General features: G+C 47.8%; 12 protein-coding genes. 1 reads left to right on the forward strand and 11 read right to left on the reverse strand.

Translation table 11 applies throughout. The annotated features are described in order from the left end of the window. Window positions 1-6: 6 nt before the first annotated feature. From ACX9GT_RS20010 to ACX9GT_RS20040, 7 genes are all read right to left on the reverse strand, one after another. Entirely contained in the window at window positions 7-1,107 is a 1,101-nt protein-coding gene (locus tag ACX9GT_RS20010) for a fimbrial protein (RefSeq protein WP_473188387.1), read from the reverse strand. Window positions 1,108-1,118: 11 nt separating this feature from the next. Next, complete coding sequence (locus ACX9GT_RS20015; RefSeq protein ID WP_473188388.1) at window positions 1,119-3,746, reverse strand: fimbria/pilus outer membrane usher protein; 2,628 nt, start codon at window positions 3,744-3,746, stop codon at window positions 1,119-1,121. A 106-nt stretch (window positions 3,747-3,852) separates the two neighbouring features. After that, the gene (locus ACX9GT_RS20020; RefSeq protein WP_473188389.1) at window positions 3,853-4,527 is read right to left on the reverse strand and encodes a fimbrial biogenesis chaperone; all 675 of its coding nucleotides are present in this window, start codon (window positions 4,525-4,527) and stop codon (window positions 3,853-3,855) included. Window positions 4,528-4,628: 101 nt separating this feature from the next. Beyond that, complete coding sequence (locus ACX9GT_RS20025) at window positions 4,629-5,153, reverse strand: fimbrial protein (RefSeq protein WP_473188390.1); 525 nt, start codon at window positions 5,151-5,153, stop codon at window positions 4,629-4,631. 494 nt (window positions 5,154-5,647) lie between these two features. Next, a complete protein-coding gene (locus tag ACX9GT_RS20030) occupies window positions 5,648-6,196 on the reverse strand; it encodes a tyrosine-type DNA invertase (RefSeq protein ID WP_459401483.1) in 549 nt (182 codons plus the stop codon). 992 nt (window positions 6,197-7,188) lie between these two features. Next, window positions 7,189-8,865, reverse strand: coding sequence for a ShlB/FhaC/HecB family hemolysin secretion/activation protein (locus ACX9GT_RS20035; RefSeq protein ID WP_473188391.1), 1,677 nt, complete (start codon window positions 8,863-8,865; stop codon window positions 7,189-7,191). Between the two features lie 105 nt (window positions 8,866-8,970). Then, a complete protein-coding gene (locus ACX9GT_RS20040; RefSeq protein WP_473188392.1) occupies window positions 8,971-10,011 on the reverse strand; it encodes a GLUG motif-containing protein in 1,041 nt (346 codons plus the stop codon). Between the two features lie 81 nt (window positions 10,012-10,092). Between ACX9GT_RS20040 and ACX9GT_RS20045 the strand changes: the two genes are divergently transcribed. Continuing rightward, a complete protein-coding gene (locus ACX9GT_RS20045; RefSeq protein WP_473187389.1) occupies window positions 10,093-11,124 on the forward strand; it encodes an IS630 family transposase in 1,032 nt (343 codons plus the stop codon). Here the strand turns inward: ACX9GT_RS20045 and ACX9GT_RS20050 are convergent. The 4 genes from ACX9GT_RS20050 to ACX9GT_RS20065 form a co-directional block, all read right to left on the reverse strand. Beyond that, on the reverse strand, window positions 11,121-12,707 hold the full coding sequence (locus ACX9GT_RS20050) for a two-partner secretion domain-containing protein (protein WP_473188393.1): 1,587 nt from the start codon (window positions 12,705-12,707) through the stop codon (window positions 11,121-11,123). The two genes, ACX9GT_RS20045 and ACX9GT_RS20050, sit on opposite strands and share 4 nt — an antisense overlap. Window positions 12,708-13,392: 685 nt before the next feature. Further along, window positions 13,393-14,127, reverse strand: a complete 735-nt coding sequence (locus tag ACX9GT_RS20055; protein ID WP_473188394.1) for an SDR family oxidoreductase — start codon at window positions 14,125-14,127, stop codon at window positions 13,393-13,395. Between the two features lie 5 nt (window positions 14,128-14,132). Continuing rightward, window positions 14,133-14,381 (reverse strand): acyl carrier protein, encoded by a 249-nt coding sequence (locus ACX9GT_RS20060; RefSeq protein ID WP_473188395.1) that lies wholly within the window; start codon window positions 14,379-14,381, stop codon window positions 14,133-14,135. A 14-nt stretch (window positions 14,382-14,395) separates the two neighbouring features. Then, entirely contained in the window at window positions 14,396-15,199 is an 804-nt protein-coding gene (locus ACX9GT_RS20065; protein ID WP_473188396.1) for a MaoC family dehydratase, read from the reverse strand.

Consider the following 15,199-nt stretch of genomic DNA (forward strand, 5'->3'; position numbering starts at 1 on the left):
AAATTATTATTGAATTTCAACCTTCACGGTGCCAGTCACATTTTCAAATGCGCCCACAGCAGGTGTGTTACCGGTAGTATTCACGGGATATACGTTAATCTCTGCTTGGCCAGTGCTATTCAGAGTACCGAGACCTGTCATATTAATGGGGAGCTTCCCATTATTTGGTGAAATAACGTTGCCATTTCCATCTTTAATTACTATAGCAACATCACTATTCGTCGTCTTCAATGCATTACTCATCTTGGGATCTGGTGTTGCAGTGAAGGACAGGTCAACTTTAACCCCATCTGAAATATTTCGGCACGCCAAGGTCAACTGCTGGTTGACTGGCGTAAAGCCGTCTGGCATGGCCCCCGCCGTTTTGAATTTACTAGACATAATATCGCCCAAGCTAATAGTAATCGGCGCAGGGCTAATATCACAGCTTTGTGGTACCGTCACTGTACCACTCATATAAACTGATGCGACTGATACACTACCGTGAGGGACATCTCTTGATGTAATATAAATATCCAATAACTTGGTATTACCGATTGTATGAACTCCAACAAACGGCCGTCTGAAGCGTAGACTGATCTGCCCACCAGAACCGCTAGTATAATTGGCGGTACATAATTGACCAACCAATGCTGGATCGGTACTATAACCATTTGACTGATTAGTGAATGGCGTAGGGAAAAGCTTGCCAGGAACACCATATCCACCCGCGATCCTCACCTGACTGGCTACCGACAGATAATCATCCAGCACATAGTAAGTTAATGGACTTATAGTGGTATCAATCGTCGACAAAGCAGGCGTTGCCGTAATGTATGACGCCCCCATGATTAACTGATTACTACTATTTCTTACAGGAGTACAATCACAAGTTACCGAGTAAGTTGCACTACTGTTCCACGCCCCCTGAGAAGCGTCCGCTATAACAGTGCCAGTGACATTCAATGAGGGATCGGATAGTTCCGGTGAAAATTGAAAAGTATATAGAGCTGCACCGTTAGGCGTACAGATGTCTGACGCAGCATGTACTTGCTGCGACAAACATAACCCTGTTACAACCATACCGCAACATGCAAAAAAACGTTTCATTAATTTCAATGTTTTCATATTTAAAACCTTTATAAACACTGGCCATTCATCAGTCGAATACCAGTATTCTCTTTCTGTTCAACCACAGAGTAAGACACCTGGCACTGTTGTGAGGCTGCATTACCCCATTTCACATTCAGTTTGCCGTTGCCAGACATGCCGGTGAGGTAAACCTGCCCACTGTCGCCAACAATGGTGGCATTTTGACCATCAGCATCGGTCACGGTAGCACCAAACGGCACCGGCGCTCCGCCCTGCATCAGCATAGTCATCAATACACGTTGGCCAATATTCGGTTTAAATTCAGCACGCACTACCGCACCACGGGTTGGGATCACCGTCTGGCTGGTCAACGTCATATCCACGTCGTCCGGCAGGGTAGTGGTATCCAGGCCAGTAATATTCTTGCGATAGGCTGAAGCATAAGGTACCACCGCATAGCCCCGCCAATCGGTGGTCACCCCGGTTTGGTTGGCAACGTTGACACCTTTAGCACCCGGTGCTTTCACCAACACCACCGTTTCACCCAGCGATTGGGACAACGTCAGGCCATTTTCATGCACCATCAAACCACCCTGTACACCGTAGTTAAGACGCTGTTGTGATTTGTCATAACCATAACCTAGGTTTACCTGGCCCAAACCACCACGATAACCGACGCTGGCGTTACCATTTGCCCCTTGCCCCTGACTGGTATAGCCCTGGCTGACGTTGTAGCTCAGGTTACCGGTTGGCAATGCGGTACCACCAATCCCAACCATATTACTGGTCGAACCACGACGACTGGTATTCATGTTATAGGTTGCATAACTGCTGTTGGTCAGCCATTTACTTAACGGCACACTGACGTTAAAGGCAAAGAGTTGGTCGGTGTAATTAGTACGATCGCCATTGCTGTTATAGCCATTTTTGCTATAGGTATAGTTCAGACCGTAACTGATACCACTCCAACTGTTGTTGTAACCCACGCTTGCCGACTGACTGCGGCGATCGTTGTTCCAGTAATCTTCACTGATCAAGCTAACAGAGACGGACCCAGCACCTTCCCACAGGTTCTGACTCAGCGTCAGTTCAGCACGGCTCTTCTTATGATCAAGATATGGTGTGGTTCTGCCGTCAGTATAGGTATCCAGAGTTTCCTGCAGAGAATAGAACCCTGCCGTCGAATAACGATAACTTGCCAAACTGAAGTTGGTCCCGGTTTCAACAAAGCTCTTACCGTAACGGAGACGATATGACTGACCGCTCTCTTTATCCGCATTTTCGGGTTTAGACCAAGCCTGAGTGATGTCGGCAGACAGTGCACCGATCACCCCCATGTTCTGTCCCCAACCAACGGCGAGTGACTGGTACTTGCTGGCAGCCTGTACCCCACCGTAAATAGTTGCACCCCACGGCAAGCCGTAAATCCCGGTGCCTTGCGTAAATGGTGTGTTTTCCACATTATCGTTCGACGAACGATACTGGCCGCTGGTCAGGCTATATTTGAAGCGCCCTTCACGTTGCAGTACCGGTACAGAGGCGAATGGCACCACCAGGTTCTGCTCACTACCGTCAGTTTCTTTGATCGATACGTTCAAGTCGCCGCTGCCTGCCGTAGGGTAAAGATCCTTAATCTCAAAGGCACCTGGCGCCACATAGCTTTGATAAATGATAAAACCGTTCTGGCGGATGGTGACCTGCGCGTTGCTACGGGCGATACCACGCACCACCGGCGAATAACCCTTCATGCTGTCTGGCAACATATCGTCATCTGAAGCCAACTGACCACCACGGAACGGCACACTATCAAATACGTCACTCGGCGAACTACTCTCACCCAATACCATTTGGCTTTTCAGTGCAATAATATCGCGTTGTAAATAAGTATTGATGGAATTCCAGTGTTTATCGCCATTAGTATCACGGTTCCAAGTGGAGTAATTACGCAGGCGCCAAGCGCCAAGGTTTACCCCTGAACGCAAGTTAAGGAAATAGGTACTGGTGTTACCATTACTGACGTTACCAGTACTGGCGTTACCATTGATATCAACACCGTTATCAATAATATTATTGTTATTATTGTTGTTATTATTACGGCTCCAGTTGTTAGCCCCGGTGAAGTTATAGTTCACCAACAACGCAGGTACACCCTGATCCCACTTATCCGGCGAAACATAGTCACGAGCAGACAGATTCAACGCTGCCTGAGGAACACTCAGATCCAGACGCTGCTGATTAAAACGGAAGGTGGCCGAAGCCTGCGGAATAGCTTGCGCCAGATTAGCGCACTGTCCAGAGGCTTTGATCGCAGGGAAAGACTCAACCTTGACACCCATTGATTCGAGCATGCCGCTACTCAGGCAGGGTTGCAAACTACTTTTACCTAGCGCATCTTTTTGCAGGGAGAAATCGAGATCCTGAGTGTCGACCATCTGACCATTCAAATAGACATCAACCCGGTATTTGCCTGGAGCCTGAGAGCTACCATCTTCAAAAACCGTCAGGTCAGCTCCACGCTGAGACGGATTATCAAGTTCCAACAATGCCGGGTTAAAAAAATCGCGAGCCTGTACGCCACCGGAAAGCCCCATTAGCATTGCAACCTGACATGAAATCAACCAAGCCAGAGGGGTACGGTTAAATCCGCGAGAGCCTAAACGCTTCGGGTTATTCATCCATTTAACTCCATTTATCAGCAGTGCCAGTAGATTCCGGCAAGCCGCGTCCTTTCCCTGTCACTACCTGTACAGGGATTGATTTTTAGTTATCTTGACGTGTGCTTTATAAATTCCCGGTGAACGGTTTACTGGTACCACCGTAATCGTTAATAATTTCCCAGCTCAAAGCACCACCACTGACACCCGCAGGCAGATCAAAACGAGCACTGGATTGCGGTGCAACCATAGTGGCGTTTTTGAGTTGATTGCCGTTTACCTTGACCTTAAAGAAGGTGACGTAGTAAGGCGAAGAGTTGGTAACTTGCACCGCATTACCGCTGCGTTGCCAGGTTAATGCCTGAGCGGCCTCATCCAGTGAGCCGGGCAGCCCTTGAGGACGATAGATCAATTTGATACGGGTTTTAATCGCAATTTGCAGCGTATTATCTTTTTTCTCGGCTGAAGGAATAGATTTGATATTCAGCCAATACAAGGATTCTTTATTGGTCGGCAGGTTACCGCCAGCGCGTACGACGCGCAGAATGTTATCTTGCCCACCGTCCAAACGGAATAACGGCGGAGTGATAATAAATGGAGCCTTAGAAGTGTCACCTTCTTGAGAATCTACCCAAGACTGAATCAGATAAGGGACTTTGTCAGGATTACTGATGTTTAAGGAGGACTCTTTTTTCGCGCCGTTATAGATCAGGCGAGTTCCGCCAACGATAACACCTGCTTGGGCCTGAAAGCCAAACGCCAATAATAGCACTGCGACTGTCGCGCTCCGCCAAACTTTCATTTCTTGTTACCCACTTAAACCATTGAGAGAAAAGCCAGGGGTGGCACTTGCCTCCCCTGACCAGGCTTTATACTGCCTTGAAGAAATCAGGCAGACAAAACTTACTGATAAACAATGGTAAAGTTGCTAACTGCGTTAGCTGAACCAGGGGTCACAGTAGCTGCAGTTGAGATGTAGCTTGCAACAAAGCCCAGGGTGTTCACCGCGGTACCCGGCAGCAGGTTAAACTTGGTAGAGTCCTGATACAGGTTGATCACTTTGTTGTTGTTATCAGCGATCTGAATACCAACGCCAGTAGCAACGCCGCTTACCTGAGTTAATGCCAGGATAGAGTTGTTACCCGGTACTTGCGTACCATCAAAACGTACAGTGGCAGCAGAAACGGTAGATGGACAGTTGGTCAATACCAGAGAGAACCCTTTAGAAGCAGAAATCGAACCGGCAGTTGGGAATGAAGAAACAGCAATCTGACCCAGATCAACGGTTTGGTTTTTGGTAGTAGAGGAGATATCACAACCCTGTGGAATGATAGTACCGGTAAAGTTAACTTGACCGTCTGCAGCAAACACAGTGGTGGTAAACGCGGAGGCAGCTAACACGGCAACGGCAACAAGATTCTTGTTCATACTACTTTTCCTTTAAAATAATGCACTTCTCGCGCACTTGTTTATTTCTGACATAACCCTATGTCATTCCTTTTTATTTAGTCCATTGCCTGGAAGCTCCCTCCGTCAATAGGTATTGAGCAGTGTTAACCTTTCCAGCCAAACGATTCATTTTGAACTAAAGTGACTCCTTTAGCTTAAAACTCCACCAATCCCCATAAAATAAAATAGTCACAGAGCATTTGGTTGTAAAAAGTCAAAATACAGGATAAAAATCCAGTTAAAAAATATGCTTTTTTTGTGTAGGGTTTTAGTCTTGGGAAAATCAAGAAAAAACTGAGATTTTTTTGTGGTTTTTGGGGGGGTTTTAATTAATTAACTCTTTGTTTTTAATTGCTTTTTATCGCAAATGTAAAATATTAAATCGTTAGTGTTGACATTATTTTTGAGCGTCCTTAGAGTATGTTGCAATTTAGTTCAAAGTGACTCATTAGACATATTTAATTACGCGTCAATCACCATACTTCCTTAAACCTCCTGGCGTTGCTTGCAGTATATAACACAGTATTCTGAATGTTCCTATGGCCAAGAAAATCCTGAATCAAACGCGTATCAATTCCTCTATCTGCCAGTGCGAAACCACAACCATGACGAAGCATATGTGGATGAGCGTTCACTTCTAAATTTGCTGCTTCACTGTAATTACGAATTAACCAATAAATTCGCTGACGTGACAAACGAGAACCCCGGTTAGAAAGAAACAGCCATTCGCTATCCGCACCTCGGTAATGCTTTCTTTTTGCCATCCAGCGCTGTAAGCATTTCCTTTCACGAACATATAAAGGGTGAATTGTCGAAAAACCATTCTTCAACCGATGAATATAGATATTCCCTCCCTCAAGATCGATATCAGATAAGCGCCAGCTGTTAATTTCGCTCACTCGACATCCGTGGATAAAACACATCCAAATCAAGCAATAATCACGTTCAGGATTCTTTCCCCTCAGGGTTGCCTCAAGCAACTTCTCCACCTCTGAAGGTGTTAAATGCTTACGACTGGTCATAGTACCTCGTTAATCTTCACAAAGAAAAATGTGGATTTCTTTTTCCTTTGTCATTTCCACAATAGCTTTCAGGAGCGTTGACTCCTGCCTCCGGATAACATCCTGAATCCTGGGTAGAGTATAGCCGATAAGCTTAAATGTAACAGCCATGATATTAGAGCAGCTAAAATATCGGCCTGAATGCTTAAGCACTCCTCATGTAAGCTCAAAATTAAATAACCAAGATAAACATTAGCAAGTTAACCATTATTTATACATAGCCGATAAATAATTAAAAAAAGATAACAATTTATAAATAACCATACAGCTGGATTAACGAAAATACTTTACTATGTGAATAAATAACCGAGGGAAACCACTGCCATTCCTGTCTATTACGTTGCCAAGAACCAAGTTAAATCGTTATAAAAAAACAAATAATAGCAACGAAAAAAACAAGACAATACCAATGAAAACCAAAGAATTATCCTTTATTGGTACGGTGAGAACTTCTGGCGTTTCCCAAATGAGTTGATCACCCACAGGAAACCTGAGCCGAGTTAAGCGATCTTATTAATCGTTAGAAAGAAAAAACCAACTCAACCGGGCTGAAACATGCAAATCAGGACCGATTTTCTGGCCGATAGAAAATTTATCCATACTATGGTGGATAAAACCTAATAAACCACATCATCGCACTGATATTTAATATAAAAAAATATCCACCCGATCATTATTGGCTGCTTAAAGTACAGAAATTAGAGTTTGTTGCGAAGATGAGGCTGATATCGCCAAAAATCAGTATGGATGGGTGGTTATATTAGAAAAAATGCAAAATAAATGAACAAAAATGCTAATGAAAACACAGCATTTGCGAGGAATTGCATCAGTATTATTGATATTTATTTCAGATTAATACCATTATGAAGGATAAACTCTATTTATTGAACAATACCGTAGATACTTCAACGCCCGTTTGGCTGCAATACAGGCGTTGAAGCGAACCTTCGGAGCTAAAACCCCTGTGAAGCTTGCAACCACATCTGCGGCTGGCCATCCTGTTTGCTGTCACTGTTATCGGGGTGATTCACCCGCCACGCCAGTTGCAGTGAAACCTGGCGCTTGTCGCCAAACCAGGTGGCTCCGGTTCCTAACGCCCCACGCTGCTGGTGATTTTTCTCCGCTGTCCACGGCGATTTACTGGTTTTCACTCCGCCGTAGTCAAAGAAGGTTTTCCACTGCCAGGCCGGGGTTATCGCGTAACGCAACTCCAGATTGGTTAGCCAGCCCTGATCGCCACTGGTGTTGCCAGAAGCGTAAGCACGCACGCCGTTGACGCCCCCCAGCGAAAATTGTTCTGAGGAATCCAGGTTTTTCGACGCCAACTGACCACTGAACTGGCTATAGACACTCCAGCGTTCACTGAGCGCCTGTAAGCGTAGGGCGGTCAGGTTGAATTTGCTGAAGTTGCCCGCAGTGCGCGCGGTGTAGCTGTCGTTCTGGGCAGTGGCCAGATCGGTAATCTCCAGATTGCCATTGCTCACGCTGGCAGAAACAAAGTTCAACCCACCGCCGCCAACACTGTCCTGCCCGTTGGCGTTGAGGCTGGCTGTCCACAACTGGCTGTTTTTGTGGCTTTTACTGTCGAATAAGTCGATGTCATCCCGCAGCCGTTTGTCATCAAACTGCAACTGGCTGCTGACGGTCAGGGTTCGGCTTCTGTACAAGGGTTGAGAAATATAAGCACTGGTAGTGCGGGCATTACCGTGCGCGTCCAAGTCGGCAAAGTCTTTGCCCAGCGAGTAATCCATATTGGAGTAAGAAGCGCCCACGCGGGTAAACCAGCGATTCACCGGAGCGTCGTACGACAGAAAGTAATAATACTGCCGTGCATCACTGGCCAAACCACGCAGGCGCAGGCGATCCCCCAGCCCTAACGGGCTGTTGACTGAGACATCGGCATTCAAACGGTTTTTGCCAGTATATTTACCGCCGTAGTTATCCAGATCCAGGTTACCGCTGAATAGCGATGCAGGTTTGGCCTCCACCAGCAGATCGGCGGCGCCAGCTTTTTTGCTGGTAAGTAGTGTCGATCGGGCCTGCACGCCGGGGGTGTCGTTCAGCAGCAACAACGTCTGTTGCAGTTGACCGGCGTTGATCGCAGCATCGGGAACAATCCTGCCGATCAGGCGATTCAAAGTAGCATCGGAAAGGCGCGAACTGTTCTCAGTTTTGATCTCGCCATAGTGCGCTTCCAGTATCGCGATCTTTACCACGCCGTTTTCAATCTCCTGTTCCGGCAGATAGGCGCGGTTGAGCACATAGCCACGCTGTTGGTAATAGGTGGTGATGCGCTGCGCCGCTTCATAAAGTTGCGGCAACGTGAGTTCGCGCCCGGTGTATGCCTGCAATTGCGTCAGCAGAACCGCGTTGGGAAACAGGGTGTTGCCGCTCAAAGTAAAGGTGTTCACCTTGACCGTCGGCTGTTCAGCGTTGGCGGGCTGAGCCGGTGCCGGTGTGGGTAAACCCAGATCTGGAGCAGTTGAAGGTGCCAGCGTTGGCCGACGGGTATCGATCTCACGCAGGCTTTGACCGGCATCCGGTAGGGTTGGCGTTGCAGCCTGTACGCTGCCAAATCCCAGCAGCAGAGGGAGTAAAGGCCAGGTATTGCGTGACCGAGAATTGAGCACGGAATTCTTTTTATTGTTTATCATTGTGTTGTCAAATCGGGTGGTGGTGAATGACCAGTTATAGGCAATAAAAAGCCTGGCTTACGCCAGGCTGAATTTTGGGTGTTATAGGCCGCAGTATGACTGGCCGGTACAGGCTTTACCATTTACGGTGCCGTAGCCATAGGAATTGGTAATGGTGCTGCTAAAATCGCTATTGACAGCACCTACAAGTGGACCGACATTTGTCTTGACTGTACCAGCACTAACTGTCATCCACCCCGTAGCATAGGAATTATTAACATTTCCTCCAGTGAGAACACCAACAAGGCCACCAACATTCATCTCATACTTTGAAATGTTAGCAATTAGGCGCCCTGTAGCATAAGAATCGCTAATAGTGGAAAGCCCAGCATAACCAACCAGCCCCCCTATTATGACCTGATGAGCGGCGGCATCACCATTATGGATAACGTCACCTGTTGCATGGGACTTAATAATCGTTGCGTTATAGGTAGTACCAATCAACCCGCCGGTCATAAAGCTCCCGCTAACGGCACCAGTAGCATAGCCATTACTCAACAATGACGTAGGATAACTTCCAGACTCCAAGACTCCAAACAGTCCACCTACGTCGTACCATCCATTAACATTTCCCGTAGCATAAACATCGCTGAACACACCACGACCTCGACCAACTAATCCCCCTACTGCACTAGAATAAGTCGTTACAGCAGATACATTGCCTGTAGCATAGGAGTTACTGATCCCTCCGTCCCAGACAGCTCCGACCAACCCGCCAGTATCGTCTCCACCACTAACATCGACAGCAGCATAGGCATTATCAAGCTGACCGTCGAATGAAGCTATCAAACCACCAGTTTTGGTTTGTTGTCCATATGGAGAGTTATTTTTTACTGTCCCAGTAACATATACGTTACTAATATTACCTGAAGCAGACCCAATCAATCCACCGGTTGCAGAATAGGCAGACGTGTTACTGGCATTAACACTAATATTAACATTCTTAGCATAGACATCATGAATAAGTCCCCCATATTGCCGACCAACAAGACTACCTACATAATAATTTATAGGCGGAACACTATCTATGTACACAGGATTGATATCTGTATCAATCAGCCCTACGTTACGGATCTCACCCATAGAAGTTCCAAATAAACCTATATACCCGTGATCATTGAAGATGCTTGATTTTGTTGATGAAGAGGATCATGCTTTCATCCCATGAAGATATTTATCACCGCTGAGCAAAAAATCGAACTCGAACGCCGGCATGATTCCAGCCGGGACAAACACGTTTGCGATCGTATTAAAGCCGTACTTCTCGCCTCCGAAGGTTGGAGTTCGGTCATGATTGCTCAGGCTCTGCGCCTGCATCAGACCACTGTTGACCACCATATCAGCGAATATCTGAATAAAGGGAAGTTGAAACCCGAAAATGGTGGCTCTGATGGCATGCTCAGCACAGAAAAAACCGAACAGCTTATCAGCCACTTAACTCAACATTTATTCCATCATACTGTCCAGATTGTGGCCTACGTGGCACAAAAATGGGGTGTCATATACAGCGTCCCAGGAATGAACAAATGGCTGCACCGGCATGGCTTCAGCTATAAGAAACCCTCAGGCGTACCCCATAAATTCAGTGAAGAGAAACAGCAACAGTTCATTGAATATTATGAAGAATTAAAAGTTGCCACGAGAGGTGAACCGATCCTTTTTCTGGATGCAGTGCATCCGACTCAGGCGACAAAACTGAGCTTCGGCTGGATAAAAAAAGGGGAAAAAAAGACTGTTGAAACAACAGGAAGCCGTACTCGGATGAACATTCTGGGCGCGCTGGATCTGAATGATGCTGCCCATCCAGTCATTCATGATTACGAAACGATTAATGAATACACTATCTGTCAATTTTTCAATGAGATAAGAACATGTTATCCCGACTATAAGCAGCCAATTCATATTATTCTGGATGGCGCGGGGTATAACAAAACAAACCTGGTCAAAGATTGGGCATTTGTCTGCAATATAAAATTGCATTCCCTGCCACCTTACAGCCCCAACTTGAATCCCATAGAACGGTTATGGAAGCTGATGCACGAATGTGCAAGGAACAACCGTTACTTTGCCAGTAAGCCTGATTTCCGAACGGCTATATTTAACTTTTTTACGACAACGCTCCCTGAGATGGCGGGTTCATTATCGTCCCGGCTGAATGACAATTTTCAGGTGCTAAAGCAAGCGTCTTCAAGTTAATCGGGTATATAACTCGTAGAGTAATATGCAGAAGAATCATAGGTACTGATAGGTGTCTGTTTTATGGTCAACTGGTTAATGGTATTCCCCAATCCTGAAAAAACACCACTAAAAGAGTTCCCATCATTAAAACTAGCACTGCTCCCCACCGGCCTAAACCCCACTCCCTGCGCGGTCGAACTGGCATCAATGGTATTGCCCAGCACATAGTAGCCCGCCAGATCGTTTTCCATCGCCTGTAGCTGGGCCACATTCTGGATCACGGTATAGCTTTGGCCGTTATTGCTGAAGCTGGCACCCTGGCCGGAAAGGGTGACGCTTTTCCCTTTGGCCAGCACATAGTCGCCGCCTTCAATAAACGCCACACCCGCATTTTTGCCGGTGGCTTTCAGGTTGGCATTCAGCACAATGTTATCCTGTGCCGCCAGAAGCAACTGGTTGGCCGTGCTCCAGCTGATATCGTTGGCCAGCGTGAGATCGCTGCTGTTACTGATCAGTTCAACATTGCTGGTGCGCAGGCTGTTGGTGACAGCACGGGCCGAGACTTTATTGCTACTGGTGCTGTCATTGACGTTCAGCTTATCGGCAGCCACGGTCCAGGTACCTGTTTGACCACCGAAGCCACGAGTATCAACGCTGGCACTGGCGCTGACGTTGACTGACTGGCCGCTGGTTTCGATATTGCCACCGTTGCCTTGGTCAGCGGTGCTGGCATCCAAAATACCGTCCACGTTGACCAGCCCCTGCTGCCCACCGCTCAGGACGATCTTGCCCGACTTATTGCTCAGGGTTTGCGCCTGGATGGTGCCAGTATTATTCACCACAGTCTGCAACACGTTGCTGTTGGCATAGGCAGCGCTCATCACTACCTGGCCGCCATCGGCCTGAATAAAGCCGCTGTTTTCTGCCAGCGCATTGGCCGCGGCACCCGTCACCTGAATATTCACCAGCCCGTCACCGCCAAAATCCAGGGTGGTGGCTTTACCGGCCGCCAACTTCACGCTGCCGAGGTTGGCCTGAATATTCCCCTGGTTGCTCACCTGGCCGCCCAAGAACACCACCGCACCGCCGTCTTTAGCAGTAATGGTGCCTTGGTTGACCACGCTGGCCGGGCTGTTGCCGCCGCTGAAGTTGTATTTACCGAGAGAGAAGTTGGTGGTGGTTAAGTCTTGGGTAGAGGCCACTAACCCGCCAACGTTAACCTGAGCGTTGCTGCCAAACAGCACGCCGTTCGGGTTAACCAGGAATACGCGGCCATTGGCATTTAACTGCCCCATCACCTTGGAGCCTTCCGTTCCCACCACCCGGTTTAATGCAATCGAGTTGCTGGTCGGTTGCTGGAAATTAACCTTGTTGCCTTCGGCAATATTAAAGCTCTGCCACTCAATCGCCAGCTTATCGCTGCTCTGATTGATCTGCATTTGTTGGCTGGCAGGCTGGCTGATGGTGCCGCTACCATATTTCACCGCACCACCGGTGGGTAGATCGGCCGCATGGCTGGAACTGAACGCCAGACTGCCCAGAATGGCAAGCGTGAGGCGGTTTAATGAGGTATTGCCTATCGAGCTAATTATTTTACTCATGAATAACATCTCCATCCGAGGAAATAGAAATAATATAGATAAACCTAATTTAAACTCTGGATAAGAAAAATCATGTTGAATACCTGCCATAGGAACCGATCCTTCACAGAAAAATAAGCAGCAGGCGAAGACAATCTAGTAGAACCATTTTGTTATGTCCATGTTTTTTGCCGTATATTTATTTCTATCAAGGAATAAGAATATTTGTATATCGAGGCATCACTGGCACCAATGAAATAATTGAATTAGAAATTACACTTTATCGACCAGATCAGGGGGAATTAAAGCATATTATTCTAATATTGATTTAAACCTACATCTACCACCCTGTGATCCAAAGTAAAAAACACACCAGGCATAGTTAAAAAACGCAGAGGAATACAAGCAAGAATTATCCCAGCAAATCGCCACACCAACAATAGCAAAGAAAATCCATTAATAACCATAATAATTAATTCGTTGCGATTATTTATTATAAACAATACACCACAAACAGGATTATTCTTGTTTTATACAGGGAATAAACCCAATAAAACCTATTATATTTATCGATTTTCATTGTTCGGCATAATCGTATCTGCAGGCCGTTTGAAATACGCGGAGTGTAACAGAAGGGAAGATCGGGCTTTAAAAGAAAGGTGGGGTACGTGAGATACCCCACCACAGTAATAGGCAAAACACGGGCTCAGACGGTCAAACCGCCATCAAGTATCAGGGTTTGCCCGGTCATATAGCGGCTGTCATCGCCAATCATAAATGCCGCGGCACGAGCCACTTCATTGGCTTTCCCCAAGCGGCGCAGTGGGATTTGCTTGCGCAGCGCTTTCAGCGCTTCGGCGGGGATGGCGTCCGTCATATCGCTTTCAATAATGCCCGGCAGCAGGCAATTCACCCGGATGCCAAAGCGTGCGACCTCCAGCGCCAGTGATCGCCCCATGCCGATCATCGCCGCTTTGGTGGCAGCATAGGCCGTTTGCCCAATGTTGCCCTTGACCCCGGAAACAGAAGACATCAATACCAATGCCCCCTCCCCCTGCGCCAACATGGCTGGCAGCAAGTGCCGGTTCCAATAGAATATGGCGTTCAGATTGGTATCCATCACCTGCCGCCAGTTGTCGCCGTTCTGCTGAATATGCAAACCATCAAGCGTGATACCGGCATTGTGGATCACCGCAAAAGGCGCACCGAAACGCGCCAGCAACTCAGGGGCAACCCGATTAACCGCCTCTTCATCGCTGCCATCGCAGACGCAACTTTCTACCCAGCCGGGTAAATCGGCGCAGGCTGCAATCACTTCAGCACTCTGCGTTTGGCTATTGCGGCAGGTAAATACCACATTCCACTGTGTTGCCAGCTCTTCCACCAGCGCACGGCCAATGCCCCGGCTACCGCCGGTCACTAATACCCATTGTTTAGTCATAGGAATTATTTCGGCTGTTCTGCCAACATGTGGCACAGCTCACCCAGCGTCATTTCCGGTTTATCGATAAACATTTCGGCGCTCAAGGTCGCGCCAAACTCGCGCTTGGCCAGAACCATCAATTCGACATAGTCCAGGCTGTCCAATTTCAACTGGTGCAGCGGCATCTCAGGCGACAGATCGGACATCTCCAGATCTTTCGCATCACAAATCATTTCGCAAACGGTGCTGTATACCTGTTCGTACTTTTCCATTTTTATATCCTTATTTAATTACCGGCCAACGGCCATGTTTTCAATGTGACTGCGGTCGTGATCAGCGGCTGCTGTTGCACTCTGGCCTGGATCTCCGTACGTAATACAAAACCGCTTTCTCGGTTGCCCATGATGAGCATCGGCTGGATGGCATAATCCAGATGATCCACCAGGTGAAAATGCGCATCGGGGCGCAATAATGTCGCGCTGAACTGGGTTTCATGGTGCGTCTGTACTACCGGGATCTGGGCAAACACCTCAATCAGCGTTGCTGCCGTCAGCTCCGGCAAGGTGTCAGTCACCATGGCCAGGGTTTCCGGTGACTTCACCACCAGTTGGAAGAGTAAGGCGTCGAAGAACCCCCAGGTCTGGGCAGCATCTGACGCCTCCCCCGGGAACTGCCGGCTAAGCGCCATCACCTCGGCCAAAGGTAGCCGATGCTCCTGCCCGCAGTTCGCCTGCACCAACGGCTGTGCCGCCGTCAATTTGCTGCTGAAGCAGCACTCTTGCGTGGCACTGTCGAGCAGTTTGCCGGTGATTTGCCTACCGCTTTCAGCAATCTGTAACTGATACGGGGTATGGCACAGCACCGGGCGGCGCAGGCGCGTGCTGAAGGTATAAAACGCTTCCCGTGGCGTAGCAGCCAGCAGCGCTTCGCTCAGGTGCCGTTTCATATCCAACATGGCACGCATACCGTGAACGCTTAACTGCTCAGCCCCCATGTTGCGCACGTACTGCAAGTCAAAATGGATCGGGTTGTAATCCCCGGAAAAGGCCGCCCACTCTTCTGCATCACGTACCGTATAGTTGAGGTTCAT

The sequence above is a fragment of the Serratia sp. YWN4 genome (genome assembly GCF_055790845.1).